Origin of the sequence: Fluviirhizobium alvei, assembly GCF_030551875.1 — a bacterium.
GTDB lineage: Bacteria > Pseudomonadota > Alphaproteobacteria > Rhizobiales > Rhizobiaceae > Rhizobium_E > Rhizobium_E alvei.
This window is the reverse complement of the sequence record NZ_JAUOZU010000006.1, coordinates 400,412-417,688: the sequence shown is the minus strand read 5'-3', so window position 1 is coordinate 417,688 and position 17,277 is coordinate 400,412. Positions and strand designations below refer to the sequence as shown.

General features: G+C 59.1%; 14 protein-coding genes and 1 riboswitch. Of the genes, 8 read left to right on the top strand and 6 right to left on the bottom strand.

Going from position 1 to position 17,277, the window contains the following annotated elements:
• The 5 genes from Q4481_RS08360 to Q4481_RS08340 all read left to right on the top strand — a co-directional run bounded on the left by Q4481_RS08360 (position 1) and on the right by Q4481_RS08340 (position 5,646).
• Positions 1-1,284: a hypothetical protein gene (locus tag Q4481_RS08360; RefSeq protein ID WP_304375882.1), complete on the top strand. Its 1,284-nt coding sequence runs from the start codon at positions 1-3 to the stop codon at positions 1,282-1,284.
• Positions 1,265-2,623, top strand: coding sequence for a hypothetical protein (locus Q4481_RS08355; RefSeq protein ID WP_304375881.1), 1,359 nt, complete (start codon positions 1,265-1,267; stop codon positions 2,621-2,623). The genes Q4481_RS08360 and Q4481_RS08355 overlap by 20 nt, the downstream gene beginning before the upstream one ends.
• A 70-nt stretch (positions 2,624-2,693) precedes the next feature.
• A complete protein-coding gene (locus tag Q4481_RS08350) occupies positions 2,694-3,932 on the top strand; it encodes a polysaccharide pyruvyl transferase family protein (RefSeq protein ID WP_304375880.1) in 1,239 nt (412 codons plus the stop codon).
• The gene (locus Q4481_RS08345) at positions 3,929-5,089 is read left to right on the top strand and encodes a glycosyltransferase (RefSeq protein WP_304375879.1); all 1,161 of its coding nucleotides are present in this window, start codon (positions 3,929-3,931) and stop codon (positions 5,087-5,089) included. Before Q4481_RS08350 ends, Q4481_RS08345 begins: the two co-directional genes overlap by 4 nt.
• Positions 5,086-5,646 (top strand): LbetaH domain-containing protein, encoded by a 561-nt coding sequence (locus Q4481_RS08340; RefSeq protein WP_304375878.1) that lies wholly within the window; start codon positions 5,086-5,088, stop codon positions 5,644-5,646. Before Q4481_RS08345 ends, Q4481_RS08340 begins: the two co-directional genes overlap by 4 nt.
• A 276-nt stretch (positions 5,647-5,922) precedes the next feature.
• On the opposite strand, the gene Q4481_RS08335 is transcribed toward Q4481_RS08340, so the two are convergent.
• The 6 genes from Q4481_RS08335 to Q4481_RS08310 form a co-directional block, all read right to left on the bottom strand.
• Positions 5,923-7,572, bottom strand: coding sequence for a nucleotide-binding protein (locus Q4481_RS08335; protein WP_304375877.1), 1,650 nt, complete (start codon positions 7,570-7,572; stop codon positions 5,923-5,925).
• Between the two features lie 54 nt (positions 7,573-7,626).
• Positions 7,627-8,544, bottom strand: coding sequence for a DMT family transporter (locus Q4481_RS08330; RefSeq protein ID WP_304375876.1), 918 nt, complete (start codon positions 8,542-8,544; stop codon positions 7,627-7,629).
• 84 nt (positions 8,545-8,628) lie between these two features.
• Positions 8,629-8,776, bottom strand: a riboswitch (FMN riboswitch).
• 176 nt (positions 8,777-8,952) lie between these two features.
• The gene (locus Q4481_RS08325) at positions 8,953-9,249 is read right to left on the bottom strand and encodes an HU family DNA-binding protein (protein WP_304376081.1); all 297 of its coding nucleotides are present in this window, start codon (positions 9,247-9,249) and stop codon (positions 8,953-8,955) included.
• 181 nt (positions 9,250-9,430) lie between these two features.
• Positions 9,431-11,845, bottom strand: coding sequence for an endopeptidase La (gene lon / locus Q4481_RS08320; protein ID WP_304375875.1), 2,415 nt, complete (start codon positions 11,843-11,845; stop codon positions 9,431-9,433).
• A gap of 389 nt (positions 11,846-12,234) precedes the next feature.
• Positions 12,235-13,512 (bottom strand): ATP-dependent Clp protease ATP-binding subunit ClpX, encoded by a 1,278-nt coding sequence (gene clpX, locus Q4481_RS08315; protein WP_304375874.1) that lies wholly within the window; start codon positions 13,510-13,512, stop codon positions 12,235-12,237.
• A gap of 284 nt (positions 13,513-13,796) precedes the next feature.
• Complete coding sequence (locus Q4481_RS08310) at positions 13,797-14,429, bottom strand: ATP-dependent Clp protease proteolytic subunit (protein ID WP_304375872.1); 633 nt, start codon at positions 14,427-14,429, stop codon at positions 13,797-13,799.
• A 286-nt stretch (positions 14,430-14,715) separates the two neighbouring features.
• Here Q4481_RS08310 and Q4481_RS08305 point away from each other — a divergent pair, with 286 nt between their 5' ends.
• From Q4481_RS08305 to Q4481_RS08295, 3 genes are read left to right on the top strand one after another with little or no spacing between them, the layout of a single operon-like run.
• A complete protein-coding gene (locus Q4481_RS08305; protein WP_304375871.1) occupies positions 14,716-15,612 on the top strand; it encodes an alpha/beta hydrolase family protein in 897 nt (298 codons plus the stop codon).
• Between the two features lie 52 nt (positions 15,613-15,664).
• Positions 15,665-16,903, top strand: a complete 1,239-nt coding sequence (locus Q4481_RS08300; RefSeq protein WP_304375870.1) for a cytochrome P450 — start codon at positions 15,665-15,667, stop codon at positions 16,901-16,903.
• A 22-nt stretch (positions 16,904-16,925) separates the two neighbouring features.
• A complete protein-coding gene (locus tag Q4481_RS08295; RefSeq protein ID WP_304375869.1) occupies positions 16,926-17,204 on the top strand; it encodes a hypothetical protein in 279 nt (92 codons plus the stop codon).
• The last annotated feature ends 73 nt before the right edge of the window (positions 17,205-17,277 follow it).

Sequence of the window (17,277 nt, the reverse complement as noted above, 5' to 3'; positions counted from 1 at the left end):
ATGGCTGCGGCATCAGTTCCAAAGGGAGGCGCCTTCGGGCGCCTTCTCAATCTCGGCATGCTGGTTGGCGGTTTCGGCCTCGGCCAGGGCTCGATCTTCCTCGCCCAGACCTATCTTGTCGCCAAGAATGACAGCGCACTGCTGGCTCTCTTCGGCACCCATTTCTCCTTTGCCATGCTGGCCATCATCATGGTGGAGGCCGGTTCGCTTACGGTCATGGCGCGACAGGTTGCCAAGACAGCCTTTCTCCACGAGGGGCGCAGCGACGTTTGGCGGGCTTATTGGGAAATCACCCTCTTCCGTCTGACCATGGCGGCACTGGTGCTATCGGCTGCGCTTGCCAGCCTGTTTCTGTTTGATCTGGCGCCCTTCAGCCGCAACTACCTGCTCTATGCCCTGCCCGGCATCCTGATCTGGGCCTTCAATGCTGCAGGTTTTCTCGACGGATTGCAGAAGAGCGGCATCGGCGGATTGACCGGATCGATCGCCTATCTCGCCTCGGCGATCGCACTCGTACTCGCAAGTGGACAAACGCCGGAGATGGCCGGCATGATGACGGGACTGGCCCTTACGATCGGCTATCTCGCGACCGTTGCCATCCAGCTTGCAGCGCTGGCAGTCGCCGGATGGAGACCCTGTCTGGTGCGCCCGTCCGCGAGCGGCATCAGGCAAGCCTTCATTGAGGAAGGTTCGATGCTGGCCGGATTGATGCCGGGTCAACTCTATTTCCGTGTCCAGCTTGCCATCGCCAATGCCTTTCTCGGAACAGAAGCAACCGCGCTGCTGGTCTATGCAAAACAGATTGTCGGTGCCGCCAGTCAGGTTGCCGGTTTTGCCCGGCGGGTCGAATTTCCGCGTCTGGTTGCTGCCGTCATGGAAACGCCGCACCTTTCGGTGCGCGCCATGCTGCTGATCCAGAAAGCAAGCTTCGCCATAGCCATCGTACTTTTCGCCGGAATTGCCTTGGGCGGTGTTCTGGCCGGCAATGTCCTCGACGGATTTGCCCGCAATGCCTGGGTGTTTCTTGGCTTCTTCGCCATCACCATCGTCAGTGAGGCGATCGGCCAGGCCCTCGTGCAGGGCCTTTTCGCGCGCGGCCTCTATCACTTCGCGGCGATTGCCCGCATCACCGCGGTCAGTGTCGCCGTCCTCCTTGCCTATGGGATGGTCATGCTGCTCGGCATCAACAGCTTTATCTTGGCGGATCTCGTTTCACATGCCATCGTGATATCCCTGTCTTTGATCTGGCTGAGGAGACATGTCCATGTCGGCAGCGCCAACTAGGCCAAGGCCGCCGCAAACGCTGCTCGGGCGCCTGGCCGGGATGGATCTCTTCAGCGTCTATCTCTCCGGCTTCATCATTCTCTATGGGCTGGTTTCGATCGGGCTCGAACATGGGGTCGGAATCGTCGGGTTCGCCAAGACACCCTATCTGAATGCCGGCGCCTATGCCTATTCGCTCGGCTTCTTCATGCTGGCCCTTCTGTTCGACAAGGTGCGCCTTACGGTGCTGGTGCCACATCCGCTGGCAATCGCCATGCTGGTCGCCGGGTTTGTCTCCGCTGTTGTCGGCTTCTCCAATGGCAATGCCACGCCCTATATCGGCGCCTGGTCGCTCTATATCGTCACCGGCGTTCTGATGTTCCAGCTGTTTCGCCATGCAAGACATGGCAATGGCGAGGTCGCCCGCACCATCGACAGCCTCTATTCGCTGCCGTTTCTGGCACTGATGCTGGTCTTCGCTTTCCTCTCGGTCTTCAACAAGGACAATCACTATCAATATGTCCTGTTCGAGGTGATTGCGCTCTATGGCGTTCTGATGCGCCGCAGCCTGATCGAAAAAGCCATTTCGGCCATCATCTACCTCTGCATTCACCTGGGCTCGAACGAAGGTTTTGTGCAGATCGAAATCAACCGCGCGTCCATTCTTGCCATCGGTGCGACCGGATTGATCTTCATGCTCTACCGGCGTTACCTGGTGACGCTGTTCTTCGTCATTTTCGCGGCCATCGGCGGTCTTCTCTACGCCTTGTCGCTCGATGATGCGACGGTCGAACTTCTGCCGCGTAACGTCAAGGAAGCCATTCTCCTGATGAAGGGCGACGATATCTACAATCACGTCTCGTCCTACCAGCGTGTCTATGAGGGCCAGAAGGTGATGGAGGATTACGAACAGGCATCCGACGCGGAATGGCTGTTTGGCAAGGGGCTGGGACGTACCGTCGATATGGCGGGCTCGGTTGATCGCACCGTAGGACAGCATGCGTTGCTCGGCGTCAACGAAGTCCACAATATCCACTTCCTGCACTATGCGGTGTTCCACAAGTTCGGCCTTGCGGGTCTCACGCTCCTCGCCTTGATCGTTGCGTGCGTGGTCTTGTGGTTCGTCGTCGATCTTGCCAATGGCAGGCTAGATCGCGGCCGGATGTTTCTCTATTTCTACCTTGTCTACAATCTGGTCTTTGCCATGCCAGCCTCGAATTTCCTGCTCGCCAATCCGCTTTGGCCAGCCTTCCTCGGCCTCCTGGCAACAAGCCGACTGCGAGACGGGAAAGTCGCCCCCGAGACGGCTCTCCAACCTGCTTTGACATGGAACCCCCAGTCTGGCAGGACGTTTTCCTAAGAGCTTCATAATTCGCGCACATTTGGCCGATTTATCCAGCCCCACACAGTCACCAATTCAGGGTCAACCGATGAAATTCATGATCGTCAACGCTTTCGGTCGCTCCAATCGCGGCGATTCCGTCTTGCTGGACGAATGCGTTCACGAAATCCGCGCCGTCCATCCCGATGCGGAAATCGCCGGTGCCGTTTTCGAAGGCATGGATACGGCAAGTGCCGTACATCCGGACATTGCCTGGTCGGAGCGGATCGGCAATGCCGGCGGCGGCGTCAAGGGTCGGGTGAAATCGCTCGCCTATCTCGGTCTGGCCTGGATCTCGGCCTATATTCCTTGGCTTGGCCTCTACAAGCTGCTGCCAGCGAAGCAGCGCGAAACCTTTCTGGCGATCCGCAATGCCGATGTCGTTATCTCGGCGCCGGGCGGCTATATCCATGATACCAATTTCGCCTATTTCATCGCGCTCCTGCATGTCCATCTCGGCACCATCCTTGGCAAAACCGTGATTCTCGCGCCGCAGAGCGTCGGGCCGATCGAACGTCCCGTGTCGCGCTGGGTGGCGAAATCCGTGCTCGGCAAGGTGCCGTTCCTCTGCGCCCGCGAAAGCTATTCCTACGATTTTCTCGCCCATGATCTCAAACTGCCGGAACGCCAGGTGTTCCGCACCGGAGACAGTGCCTTCTGGAACGACCGGGTCGAAAGCGATCGCGCTCGAATCGACGCGGTGTTCGCCGAGCTCGGCCTTGACGCAGATCGGCCGATTTTCGGCATGACGGTGGTCGGCTGGTCTTTCCCGAAATCGAAGGATCCGCAGAGCGACTACGATCGCTATACCGACTGCGTGGCGCGGGCTGCCGACCATATGCAGGAGAAGTTCGGCCTGACGCCAGTGATCTTCAATCAGGTTTCGGAAGACCTGCCGACTGCCCATATCGTGCGTGCCAAGGCGAAGCTGCCGATCGTGATCGACGAGACCGGACGCGAGCCGGATATCCTCAGGGCCATGATCCAGCGATCGAAAATCTTCCTCGGTACGCGGTTCCATTCCTGCATCTTCGCCATGATGGCCGGCAAACCGACCTTCGCGATCGCATATCTGCCGAAGACCGAATATATCATGAACGATCTCAAGCTCAGCCATCGCCATACGCCGATCGATGCGATCGATTTCGACGAGATGATCGGCTGCGTCACCAACGATTACGAGCATCTCGCCGAGAGCGAAGCCGAAATCAACGGCGCCGTTCGCACCTATCAGCAGAATTTCACCCGCCTGCAGGACATTCTGGTGCGGATCGGGGGGCGCGGATGATCCGGCGTATCGCTCTCGTCCTGCCCACATTCTCGCCGCTTGGCGGCGGCGTATCCGAAGCGGCGCGCCTGCATGTGAAGGCGCTCTCAAAAGCCGGTTTCGACGAGATTACCGTCCATGCGCTCGATCAGTCTGAAGAACGGGTCGACTGGTCGCAATGGCAGCCGGCGCGAACCTTCCGCCATCGCAGTTTCGGACCGAAGAGCTACAGTTTCGCACCGGGCATGCTGGCCTCGCTTCTGCGCGCCAAGCCCGATCTCGTGCATGTGCATGGTGTCTGGCAGTTTCAGGCGGCCGCGACCCATGCCTGGTCGCTGATGACCGGCAAACCCTATGTCGTGTCGCCACATGGCATGCTGGAACCCTGGATCCGGGCCCGGTCGCCGAGGCTGAAATCCGCCGTCTCCGGCCTCTATCAGAACAGTTTTCTGCGTCGCGCGGCAGGCTTCCACCTTCTCACCGACAAGGAAGGTTCGGATGTGGCGGAGTTTCTTTCCGGCCAACCTGCACGCATCATCCCGAACTTTGCCGAACCCTTCCAAGACGATGGCCACAAGCCCAACTGGTTCCGCCCCGAATTCGAAGGGCGCGACATCTATCTCTTCCTCGGCCGCATTCACGAGAAGAAGGGCTGCATGGAACTGATGGAGGCCTGGGAAAACCTGTCGGTTGCCGATCCGGCATTCCGTGATCGGTCCGCCCTCATCTTCTGTGGCTGGAACGATGGGATCGAGGGGTTCGAGGAGCGTGCCCTGGAGCTTGATGCCCGCTTCGGCAATGTGCTGTTTGCCGGCCCGCAATATGGCACGGAGAAGCATCGTTCGATGGGGGCTGCGACATTTTTCCTGCTCCCGTCCAAGAGCGAGGGATTGCCAATGGCGGTGCTGGAAGCCTGGGCGGCCGGCAAGCCGGCGATCCTGTCGCCCGAATGCAATCTGGCCATCGGCTTTGAACGCAATGCAGCGATCCGCAGCGGGTTTACGCCGGAGACGATCCGGCCGGCACTTGAGGCTGCGCACACCCTCTCTGCGGACGCGCGTGGCCAGATGGCCGGAGCCGCCCGCCAACTGGTCGAAGACCATTATTCGGAACAAAGCGTGCGGGATGGGCTTATGGCCCTTTATGACGATGCACGCTGCTGGAAGGAAAGAGCATGAGCGTTCTTGACGCCAAGGAGAGCAATCCGCGTGAAGGTGGCCCGAGCTTTCCGCTCAAACACCGCCTGTTCCGCGCGGCATGGAACCTGACCTGGGCAACGCTTGGCCGCTGGACGCCGGTGCCGCTTTACGGATGGCGCCGGTTTCTGCTCAACAGTTTCGGCGCCAGGATTTCCAGCAAGGCCCGCGTCTATCCCGGAACCACAATCTGGTATCCGCCCAACCTGACGATGGGCGATCACTCGGTGATCGGGCCCGGCGTCATCGTCTATGATATGGACCGGATCGAGATCGGCGACTATGCGATCATTTCCCAGCGCGCCCATCTCTGCGGCGGCACGCATGATCCGGATGATGCCAATTTTCAGCTCATTCCGAAGCCGATCACCATCGGCGCCAAGGCCTGGGTGGCCGCCGAGGCTTTTGTCGGCCCCGGCGTGACGATCGGCGAAGGTGCGGTGCTGGGCGCACGCGGCGTTGCGGTCAAGTCGATTGCGCCATGGGAAATCCATGGCGGCAATCCGGCCAAGCTGATCCGCGAGCGCAAGCGCTTCTGATAGGCCTTATACCAAGCGTCGATGATAGGAACCGATTGTGCCGGAGCGATTTTGGTTTCCGGCGAGGAGAAAACCACAGTCGGACCAAAAGGTCCGGCGCGGATTTTCGACGAAGCCCGGAGGGCAAAAGCGCCCGATCCTTCGGATGGGCCGGACATCCTTCCCCGACATTGTCGCAATCCTCGATCGATGCCTTTGCATCGCTCTCCGGTCTGCTCCGCGTCGGATGAAGGCGTCCGGTTCCACGCAAACGGTTTCTATCATTGACGCTTGGTATTAGCCGATCCGGCTCTGGTAAGCGCCGCGCGATGCTTTCGACATGTAGAGCGGCAGTTTACGGAGCCGGGTCTTGGTCACAAGAAGGCCGGCGATCTTTTCGCGCAGCTGCGGCTCGCCCGTGAGCATGGTCTCGATCAATGCCGGCGATGGGCCGCCCCATTCGCACACGAGCAGCACCGCATCCGCGAGCGGCGCCAGCGCCACGGCATCGGCAGCACTCGTCATCGAGGCCGTTTCGAGCACGATCACATCGTAATTCTTCCGTTGCCCCTCCAGGAAGGCACCAAACTGACCGCCGGCAATCAGGGCCGCCGGATCGATTGCGCCCGATTTTCCGCCAGCCGGCAGGAAGGAAAGGTTGAGTGCGGCATCCTGATAGGATTGCTCGGCGAAGGACGCCTGCCCCGCAATCACGTCAATTGCGCCAGCTTCGCGCGGTCCGCTCAACCAGCCAGTCAGATCGGGATCGCGGAACTGGCCGTCAATCAGCAGCACGCGCTTGCCCTGATGGCCGATCAGCGAGGCGAGGTTGGCGGCCACAAGCGTTTTGCCCTCGCCCGGCAATGTCGATGTGACGGCAAGGACAACGCCCCTGCCCGGCTCTCCCAGCGCAAGCACCGATAACGCGACCGAGCGCAGGCTTTCGCTGAAACGCGAATAGCGGGCACCTACCGAATGCCTCGCATCCTCGGGCATTGCAAAGCCATTTTGACCGACGGCGGTCGATTTCTTCGCGTAGGCGGAGACGGCAGGCAGATAGCCGAAGAAACGCAGGCCGAGCCGGCGCGCCAGTTGGTCGCCGTCACGAATGCCGCGGTCCGTCATTTCGCGCCAGCCGGCCAATGCGGCACCGATGGCAGCACCGATGATCGCGGCGACAATGACGATGAAGGACTTGCGCGGCAGAATCGGCGCTCCGGGCAACCGCGCATCGGAAATCACCGCCGCTTCGACGCCGGGAATGGCGCGCGCGATCAGCTGATCGCGATACTTCTCCTCAAGCGCCGCACGGCTTGCCGGCTCGACCTTGGCGAGTTCGGCTTCGACGACGGCACGGATGCGCTCCGCGGCGGCGACATTCACGCTGTCGAGTTCATCCCGGAAGGATTCAGCAAAAGCCTGAGCGGCCGCTCGCGTAATCTCAGGATTGCCATGTGTGTAGGAGATGGCGGCGATATAGGTGCGTCCCTGACGGGAGACCTTCACGCCCTGCTGGAGCATGGCGATCAGCTGTTCCTTGTCCACGAAGGGTTTTGTAAAGGAAGCGGCATTGCCACCCTTGGAGAAACCGGATGTTGGCTTCTGCAGAAAGGCTGCCAGTCGCTCGCCCTCAACGAGACCGAGCTTGTCATAGACGCGCGCAGCAACATTCGCTGATTTTGCAAGTTCCAGCTGGCTGAGGAATTGACCTTCCTCTTCCGGCGTCGAGGTCTGTACACCCTGCCGCACCGGATCAGCGGTGGGACCGGAGCGAACGATGACGGTTGCCGAGGAAGAATAAAGGATCGGCTGGCTCTCGCCATAGGCAAAGCCCAGTGCAAGCGCCACCACAATGGCACCGGCCACGATCTTCCACCGTCGCCGCGCGATGGCGACCATCTGTTCGATCACCACCGCATCAGCACTTGCATTCATTTCGCCAGTCACGAGCCACCTATTCTTCACGTCAGAGAAGTGTCTTATTACTGGCGATAATGGCGATCAAGCGGCCATGTTGGCCGTTAGGTTACGTTCTCGACGCCGCTCGAAGGTGACGTTGAACATCGAGGCCGCCAGGATCATGATTGCACCGAGCCAGAGATAGCCGGAAGGCACATAGCCGAACACCAGCCAGCCCATGACGACGTTGAGCGGCAGCTTGAGATCGTCGAAAGGTTGCACATAGGCCGCATCGGCAACTTCATAGGCTTTCGCCAGCCAGAACTGCGAGGCAACCATCAAGGCCCCGGACAGGAGCAGCCAGGCGAAAGTTGTCATATCGGGCCACTGGAAGCCGTTGGCAACGGCAAAGCCGGCATTGATCGGCGACAGCAGAAGAAGCAGCCAAACGGTCACGGTGGCCGAGCTTTCCTTGACCAGCAGCTTTTTCATCATCAGCGACGAGGCGCCCCAGAGAATGGCGGCGAGGACCGGCATCAGCGAATACCAGCTGAACGTATCCGACCAGGGCGACAGAATGATCATCGCGCCGGTAAATCCGACCAGGGTCGAGATCCAGCGGTGCGGCGAGATCTGCTCGCCGAGGAACAGGGCGGCGCCCAGCGTGACGAAGAAAGGCGAAGTCATGACGAGCGCAATCGCCTGCCAGATCTGCACGCCGTTTGCGAGGCCGGCGACCCAGGCCTGCACGCCGAGAACCGAGACGATGATCCGTAGGAAATGAATGCCGGGCCGGTCAGTGCGCATGGAACCGATGCCCAGCCGGAACAGCAGCGGCAGAGAGAGGATCAAGGCAATGAAATACTGCCAGAAGGCATCGGATGTCGACGACAGTCCGAGTACCATGGTGACATGCTGGGTGATGGCGTTGAGGCCGGCAAAACCGATGCCGGCAAGCACCATATAGAAGGCGCCCCGAAAGGCGGAGGATTGATTGAGCGATTTCAGGCTCTGATTCATGGTCTTGCTCCAAAGCAAAGATCAACACAAATCAGGGCGCACGAGTCCCGAATAGGCACGCTTTCGCAAGCTGCCTTCAACGTTTCCCGTCCTCTTCCATCCGGACTATACCGTCGGCTCCGGAGTCACACCGGATCTGCTGACACTCCAGCAATTGCCGGAGCCGCTCGCGGGCTTGAGGCCGAGGCCCTTTACCGCCGGTGGGGAATTGCACCCCGCCCTGAGAACGAATGCCGCATGACGTTGTGCCATCCGACATAAAACACATAAAAAATGTAGAGCTTGTTGGCAAGGCCAGACAGTGCTTTTCACATCCGCGAAATGGGTGACGAAGCGTCAACCGGAATGTGAAAACAAAAAAAGCCCGGGGCAAGATGCCACCGGGCCTTTCGAAACATGCGTCAACAATCAGCTGTTGACTGCGTCCTTCAGGCCCTTGCCTGCGGTGAACTTCGGCACGTTACGGGCCGGAATGTTGACCTTCTCGCCGGTCGAAACGTTGCGACCAACAGAAGCTTCACGGCGGGTCACGGAGAAATTGCCGAAACCGACGAGGCGGATTTCGCCGCCCTTCTTGAGCTCTTCCTGAACAACGTCGAAGACAGCATCAACAGCGGTCGCCGCATCGGTCTTTGTCAGTCCGGACTTCTCGGCAACAGCGGCCACGAGTTCACTCTTGTTCATGTTTCCACCCCTTTCTTCAATGGTATGAAACGACTCGGATTTTCAAGCTGCGCGGCAGGATATTCCGCCGCCGCGCGACCGCAACCCTGTTATACGAAAACACCGACAATTCCAGTGCTTTTCGGCGAATTTCCATAAAGAAATGGCCGGTCTTTCGACCGGCCATCGTGGTTTTCGGACCAATTTGGCACGAATGTGGCAATCAGTGGGCGATCGAGTGTCCACTCTCTTCCGAACCGGACGATTTGCTGCTGGTTTCGAAGGAATCGTCCCAGGCAATCGGAACCGGCTGGCGAACCAGAGCATGCTCCAGAACCTCGCCCATGCGCGAGACAGGAATGATCTCCATATTGTTCTTCACATTGTCCGGAATATCCGCCAGATCCTTGGCGTTGTCTTCCGGGATCAGAACCTTCTTGATGCCACCGCGGAGGGCTGCAAGCAGCTTTTCCTTGAGGCCACCGATCGGCGATACGCGCCCACGCAGGGTGATTTCACCCGTCATGGCCACATCATGGCGAACCGGAATGCCCGTCATCACCGATACGATGGCCGTGACCATGCCGATACCTGCAGAAGGACCGTCCTTCGGCGTCGCACCATCCGGAACGTGCACGTGAATGTCACGCTTCTCGAACAGCGGCGGTTCGATGCCGAAATCGAGTGCGCGCGAGCGGACATAGGATGCCGCAGCCGAAATCGATTCCTTCATCACGTCCTTGAGGTTACCGGTCACGGTCATGCGACCCTTGCCCGGCATCATCAGGCCTTCGATCATCAGCAGCTCACCGCCGACTTCGGTCCAGGCGAGACCGTTGACGACACCGACCTGGTCTTCCTGATCGGCCTCATCGTGACGGAACCGCGGCACGCCGAGGAAGTCCGAGAGGTTTTCCTTCGTCACTTCGACCGACAGGACGCGATCGCGCAGGATGCGGGTCACGGCCTTGCGGGCGAGCTTGGAGAGTTCGCGCTCGAAGTTACGCACACCGGCTTCGCGGGTGTAGGTCCGGATGATCTCGAGGATCGCATCGTCGGTGACCGAGAATTCCTTCGGCTGCAGCGCATGATCGCGCATGGCCTTGGAAAGAAGATGCCGCTTGGCAATCTCCAGCTTTTCCTCTTCGGTGTAACCGGCAATGCGGATGATTTCCATGCGGTCCATCAACGGCGCCGGAATGTTCAGCGTGTTGGCGGTGGTGATGAACATCACGTTCGACAGGTCATATTCCACTTCGAGATAGTGGTCCATGAATGTCGAGTTCTGTTCCGGATCCAGCACCTCGAGCAGTGCCGACGACGGATCGCCACGGAAATCCATGCCCATCTTGTCGATTTCATCGAGCAGGAAGAGTGGATTGGTCTTCTTCGCCTTCTTCATCGACTGGATAACCTTGCCGGGCATCGAACCGATATAGGTACGGCGGTGACCGCGGATCTCGGCCTCGTCGCGCACGCCGCCGAGCGCCATACGGACATATTCACGACCGGTGGCCTTGGCGATCGAACGGGCAAGCGAGGTCTTGCCGACGCCCGGAGGACCGACGAGGCAAAGGATCGGACCTTTCACCTTGGTCGAGCGGGCCTGCACGGCGAGATATTCGACGATACGTTCCTTGACCTTGTCGAGACCGAAATGATCCTGATCGAGGATCTTTTCCGCATTGACGAGATCGGCCTTGACCTTGGAATAGCGGCCCCAGGGCAGACCGAGCAGCCAGTCGAGATAATTGCGCACGACTGTGGCTTCAGCCGACATCGGGCTCATCTGCTTGAGCTTGCGGAATTCGGCCTCGGCCTTCTCGCGCGCTTCCTTCGAGAGCTTGGTCTTGTGGATCCGGCCTTCGAGTTCGGCCATTTCGTCACGGCCATCCTCGTCGCCCAGCTCCTTCTGGATCGCCTTCATCTGCTCGTTGAGGTAATATTCGCGCTGGGTCTTTTCCATCTGGCGCTTGACGCGCGAGCGGATGCGCTTTTCCACCTGCAGGACGGAGATTTCGCCTTCCATGAAGCCGAGCGCCTTTTCAAGCCGGCCCTTGACGGAGACGGTTTCCAGCATCTCCTGCTTGTCGGTCAGCTTGATCGACAGGTGCGAGGCGACGGTATCGGCAAGTTTCGAATAATCCTCGATCTGGCCGGTGGCATTGACCACTTCTGGCGAGATCTTCTTGTTGAGCTTGACGTAATTTTCGAACTCGGAGACGACCGAACGCGACAGCGCTTCGATCTCGACGGCGTCTTCCTCCGGCTCGTTCAGCGCTTCGGCGGTTGCCTCGTAAAACTCCTCGCGGCTTGTATAGCCGGTAATGCGCGCGCGACCGCGACCTTCCACCAGCACCTTGACGGTGCCATCGGGAAGCTTCAGCAGTTGCAGAACATTGGCGGCAGTGCCGACTTCGAAGATCGCGTCCGGAGCCGGATCGTCATCGGTCGCGTTCTTCTGCGTCACGAGCAGGATCTGGCGATCTGTGCCGATCACTTCCTCAAGCGCACGGATAGACTTCTCGCGGCCAACGAACAGCGGCACGATCATGTGGGGAAACACAACGATGTCGCGAAGTGGCAGGACGGGGAAATTTTCCTGGCCTGCTTCAACTGGGAGTGTCTTTTTGGTCATTTCTTTCCCTTTCTCTACGGGTTCCGAAGAACCCGCCGGCCCTATCCACAATCGGTCATCCGGCCTACTTGGGTTACAAGTGGAGATCGGGCACTCCAGATTCAAGCCCGGACCATCTCCCCCGCAACGGCGCTGGCCAGAACATGCCACTCCCGGAAACTACGCGGCCCAGATGTTGCGAGGCTTGCGCTGGAATCCTGATTCTGCCCTGTCAGCGATTGGTATATTTGCGCTTTTAAGACAACGCTTGCAACGAATTATACCGTAAGGATCCGGTCATCGGCGCCTCTCATTCGCGCGAGGTGGCGCAGGCTGGAGGCAAGGCCGCCCCACAAACGCAAAGACCCGGCTTGCGCCGGGTCTTCAAAGACAAATATCAAATGCCCGAATCAGGCCGAAGCGGGTGCCTTTTCCTCATGCCGATCAGCATAGATGTAGAGCGGACGAGCCGAACCCTTGGCGACCTCCTCGGAGATGACGACTTCCTGAACTCCATCGAGAGCCGGGAGTTCGAACATCGTGTCGAGCAGGATCTTTTCCATAATCGAGCGAAGACCGCGGGCACCGGTCTTGCGGACGATTGCCTTGCGGGCGATTTCGCGCAGCGCATCCTCATGGAAGGTCAGTTCGACATCTTCCATCTCGAACAGGCGCTGATACTGCTTGACCAGAGCATTCTTCGGCTCGGACAGGATCTGGATCAGGGCGTCCTCATCGAGATCCTCAAGCGTGGCAATGACCGGCAGACGACCGATGAATTCCGGAATGAGACCGAACTTCACCAGATCCTCGGGCTCGAGATCGCGCAGGATATGACCGACGCGGCGGTCGTCCGGCGAGGCCACCTTGGCGCCGAAGCCGATCGATGTGCGCTCGGAACGAGCCGAGATGACCTTGTCAAGACCGGCAAAAGCCCCACCGCAGATGAACAGGATGTTGGTCGTGTCGACCTGGAGGAATTCCTGCTGCGGATGCTTGCGGCCACCCTGCGGCGGTACGGATGCCACAGTGCCTTCCATGATCTTGAGAAGCGCCTGCTGCACGCCCTCGCCCGACACGTCGCGGGTGATCGAGGGGTTGTCCGACTTGCGGCTGATCTTGTCGACTTCGTCGATATAGACGATGCCGCGCTGGGCGCGCTCGACATTGTAGTCAGCTGCCTGCAGAAGCTTGAGAATAATGTTCTCGACATCCTCACCGACATAGCCGGCCTCGGTCAGCGTCGTTGCATCGGCCATGGTGAAGGGCACATCGATGATGCGCGCCAGCGTCTGGGCGAGATAGGTCTTGCCGCAACCGGTCGGGCCGACGAGCAGGATGTTGGACTTTGCCAGTTCAACGTCCTGGTTCTTCGTCGCATGGGCGAGACGCTTGTAATGGTTGTGAACCGCGACCGAGAGAATGCGCTTGGCCTGCTTCTGACCGATCACATATTCGTCGAGGACCTTCATGATATCCTGCGGAGACGGAACCCCTTCGCGGGATTTCACCATCGAGGATTTGTTTTCCTCGCGAATGATATCCATGCAGAGCTCGACGCATTCGTCGCAGATGAAGACCGTCGGTCCGGCGATCAGCTTGCGTACTTCATGCTGGCTCTTGCCGCAGAAAGAACAATAAAGGGTGTTCTTCGAGTCCCCGCCGTTGTTTCCGCTGACTTTACTCATTTCTTTTTCCTTCCAGCACGCCGCGACCGCCAATGGAAACGCGGGGGTAGTTCCTGCACCCGGCATGAAGCGGCGCTTTGCCGCTGTTACACGAGGCCTTGGGACAAATCGCCCGCTCCGCTTGGAGCCTCTTCTGAGACGATATTGCCCGTCCAGCTAAGCCTATGCGCAAGTCTTCAACATAGACTTAATAGCAATCTTTAGCGACCGTAAATCCGGAGGCAAAGCCCTCATCCTTCACAAAAATGTCAAAGACAGGGCGCCGACTCCGGATTCACCTCAATTCAAGCGTCTTCGCCGCCTTCGTTTTCGGCACGCGACGAAATCACGCGATCGATCAGACCCCACTCGCGCGCCTCTTCCGAGGTCATGAAGTTGTCGCGGTCGAGCGCGCGTTCAACTTCTTCATATGTGCGACCGGTATGCTTTTCATAGATTTCGTTCAGTCGGCGCTTCATCTTGATGATGTCACGCGCATGACGTTCGATATCGGACGCCTGCCCCTGGAAGCCACCCGAGGGCTGATGCACCATGATGCGCGCATTCGGGGTCGCAAAACGCATATCCTTGTGGCCAGCGGTCAGAAGCAGGGAGCCCATCGATGCGGCCTGACCAATGCAGAGCGTCGAAACCGGCGGCTTGATGAACTGCATCGTATCGTAGATCGCCATCCCGGCTGTCACATAACCACCAGGAGAATTGATGTAGAGGGCGATTTCCTTCTTCGGGTTTTCCGATTCGAGGAACAGCAGCTGGGCGCATGCGAGCGCTGCCATCGTATCGTCCACCGGACCGATCAGGAAGATGATCCGTTCCCGGAGCAGTCTCGAGAAGATGTCCCAACCACGTTCGCCGCGGTTGGTCTGCTCGATCACCTGGGGAATGATCGCCATCGAAGTTTCAAACGGATCTCTCATAATCATCCTTCGCTTCACCCTTCCCCAACGGCCTGAAAGCCCGGGAATCAACATATTTCATCTTCCATACATAGAGTGTGAGGTCTACTGACTTCAAGCCGTGCAAGGAAATTGGGCTATCCCTGACAGATTCGGCTTTAACAGGGCGTTACATGGACAAGTGCCCCCCGGCAAATTCGCCGACAAGGTGAAGGAACCTTGAATCGGCGCCCGGCTTTCTTCTTGACGCTGATCGAGGCTCTTCCTAGGCTGGTAAAGCCATTTACAAATCACGAAGGGAATTTCCATGTCCAGAACAGCTTCAGGCGCATTCTCAGGCGGCCTTGCCGCATTCCTTCTGCTTGCCACGCCCGCATTCGCGGCGGAGACGGTTATCAGCTTCGACGTCGACGGCCAGAAGGTCATCGGAACCCTCGAAACTCCGGATGGCGTCTCCAAGCCCCCGGTCGTCCTGATGTTTCACGGTTTCTCCGGCTCGCGTGACGAACTGCCGGTGAACAATACCAAGGAAGGCGTCTTCTCCCGTTCGGCACGCCTCCTGAGCGAAGCCGGCTATGCGAGCCTGCGGATCGATTTCCGCGGCTCGGGCGAAAGCGGCGGCAAATGGGCCGATACGACCTTCTCCGGACAGATCAAGGACGGGATCGCAGCCGTCGACTGGCTGAAAAGCAACGAAAGCGTCGATGCCGGGCGGATTTCCATTCTCGGCTGGAGCCAGGGTGGGCTGGTTGCTTCCCATGTTGCTGCGGCACGACCGGAGGTCAAATCGGTGACGCTCTGGGCGCCGGTTGCAGCCCCGCTCTATACCTACAGCGCCATTCTCGGCGCCGATTCGGTAAACAAGGGGCTCACGAGCGCGCCAGACGTCGAGATCACCTCCAAGCTTCCCTGGGGCGTCGACACCACGCTGAAAGCGTCCTTCTTCAAGGAAATGGCAACGACGAGCCCGATCGGCGCCATTGCGGCCTATCCGGGACCGCTCCAGGTGATCGTCGGCACGCAGGATACGACGGTTTCGCCGCAGCCGGCATCGGGCCAGGTGTTCCTCAACTACCACAATGGCGAAGAGCGGCTCGACATTTTCGAAACCGACCACGTTTTCAGTGCCTTTACCGGACCCGAGGTGATAGACCAGAAAATGGTCCCTTCGACAGTGGAATGGCTCAAGGCGCACAATCCGTGATCCAACGCTGCGGGAGGGCTCAGCCCTCCCGTTTCCGACAGTGTGACTTCTCATGAATGCCTTTCTTCGTTTCGATCCGTCCAATCGTCGCCTCTCGCTCAACGCCCGCGATCCGAACTTCTATCGCGAACCCAACAAAACCTATGCCGCCATTCATGCGGCCATGCCGACCTTCTTCTGGGAAGAGCAGAAGCGCTGGTATTTCACCGGTTATGACCAGGTGAACGCACTTCTGCGCGATCGTCGCTTCGGCCGCCAGATCACCCATATCGCGAGCCGCGAAGAGCTGGGATTGCCGGAGCCCAAGCCGCATCTCGCCGATTTCGACCGCGCCGAATCCAAATCGCTGCTGGAGCTTGAGCCGCCGGAACATACCCGTCTTCGGACGCTGGTGAACCGCGCTTTCGTCTCGCGCCAGATCGAACGCCTCAAGCCCGAAATCGCCGCCCTCGCCCATCAGCTGATCGACGGTTTCGAAAAGTATGGCGAGGTCGAGCTGCTCGACCGGTTCGCCGAGATCATTCCAGTGACCGTGATCGCAAAGATGATCGGCGTGCCGCTCGACATGTGCCGTCAGCTGCTCGACTGGAGCCACGATTATGTGCGCATGTACCAGTTCGGTAAGACCCGGGAAGACGAGGACCGCGCCAACAGGGCCGCGGCAGAGTTTGCCGACTACGTGATCCGCCTCGCTGCCGAACGGCGCAACGATCCTCGCGATGATCTCCTGACCCTCATGTTGTCTCCGGCGCGTGACGGCCAATATCTGACCGAAGAGGAACTCGTCTCCACCACAATCGTGCTTCTGAATGCGGGCCATGAAGCCACGGTGCACCAGATCGGCAATGCCGTGAACCTCATCCTGCGGTCGGGCCTCGACCATCAAACGATGTTTGCCGATCCGCGTGCGACCGAACTGACGGTGGAAGAGAGTTTCCGCATTTCCGCGCCCGTTCATATTTTCCATCGTTGGGTTCTGGAAGATCTCGAATTCGATGGCATTCCGCTGCGCAAGGGGGATGAGGTCGGGCTGATCCTGGCGGCCGCCAATCTCGATCCGAAGAAATTCACCGATCCGTTGACATTCAAGCCGGATCGCGACGAAGGCATCAGCCTGTCCTTTGGCGCCGGCATCCATTTCTGTATCGGAGCACCACTGGCGCGGCTGGAAATGCAAACGGCCTTGCCGATCCTGTTCGACCGGTTGCCGAACATGCGCCTTCTTCGGGAGCCGGTCGTCAAGGATGTCTATCATTTCCATGGCCTCGATCGGCTCGATCTTGCCTGGTAATGAATTGTCGAGGGATTAAGGAATGCCCCGGAACGAAGTGCTGATCGCCTGGAGCCTGGCCCTTCTTCCGGGCCTCCTGCTCTTCCTGGCTTACGTCTTCGTGCCGCGGCGGTGGCTGCCCCTCGTGTTCACCGTGACGTTTCTTCTGGCCGCCTTTGCGGCCTTCCTCTATTTCGGCGAGGATCCCAACGCACCCTTCAAGTTCGACTCGGCGATCGGACGCCTGATCGCCATCGAACTTGCCGTGGCAACCGGACTGGGATTGCCGTTGCGCATTCTTTTGCGTTCGAGAAAGCGCTAGTTTTCGGCTTCATAGGAGCGAGCTGATGCCGGGGGCCAGCTCGCGCGAAACGTATGATTCGATTTCACCGCCG

Bases quoted from the DNA above. Each gene is read 5' to 3' on its own strand.
- Q4481_RS08360 (WP_304375882.1), top strand. From the start codon at position 1: ATGGCTGCGGCATCAGTTCCAAAGGGAGGCGCCTTCGGGCGCCTTCTC.
- Q4481_RS08355 (WP_304375881.1), top strand. From the start codon at position 1,265: ATGTCGGCAGCGCCAACTAGGCCAAGGCCGCCGCAAACGCTGCTCGGG.
- Q4481_RS08350 (WP_304375880.1), top strand. From the start codon at position 2,694: ATGAAATTCATGATCGTCAACGCTTTCGGTCGCTCCAATCGCGGCGAT.
- Q4481_RS08345 (WP_304375879.1), top strand. From the start codon at position 3,929: ATGATCCGGCGTATCGCTCTCGTCCTGCCCACATTCTCGCCGCTTGGC.
- Q4481_RS08340 (WP_304375878.1), top strand. From the start codon at position 5,086: ATGAGCGTTCTTGACGCCAAGGAGAGCAATCCGCGTGAAGGTGGCCCG.
- Q4481_RS08330 (WP_304375876.1), bottom strand. From the start codon at position 8,544: ATGAATCAGAGCCTGAAATCGCTCAATCAATCCTCCGCCTTTCGGGGC.
- lon (WP_304375875.1), bottom strand. From the start codon at position 11,845: ATGACCAAAAAGACACTCCCAGTTGAAGCAGGCCAGGAAAATTTCCCC.
- clpX (WP_304375874.1), bottom strand. From the start codon at position 13,512: ATGAGTAAAGTCAGCGGAAACAACGGCGGGGACTCGAAGAACACCCTT.
- Q4481_RS08310 (WP_304375872.1), bottom strand. From the start codon at position 14,429: ATGAGAGATCCGTTTGAAACTTCGATGGCGATCATTCCCCAGGTGATC.
- Q4481_RS08305 (WP_304375871.1), top strand. From the start codon at position 14,716: ATGTCCAGAACAGCTTCAGGCGCATTCTCAGGCGGCCTTGCCGCATTC.
- Q4481_RS08300 (WP_304375870.1), top strand. From the start codon at position 15,665: ATGAATGCCTTTCTTCGTTTCGATCCGTCCAATCGTCGCCTCTCGCTC.
- Q4481_RS08295 (WP_304375869.1), top strand. From the start codon at position 16,926: ATGCCCCGGAACGAAGTGCTGATCGCCTGGAGCCTGGCCCTTCTTCCG.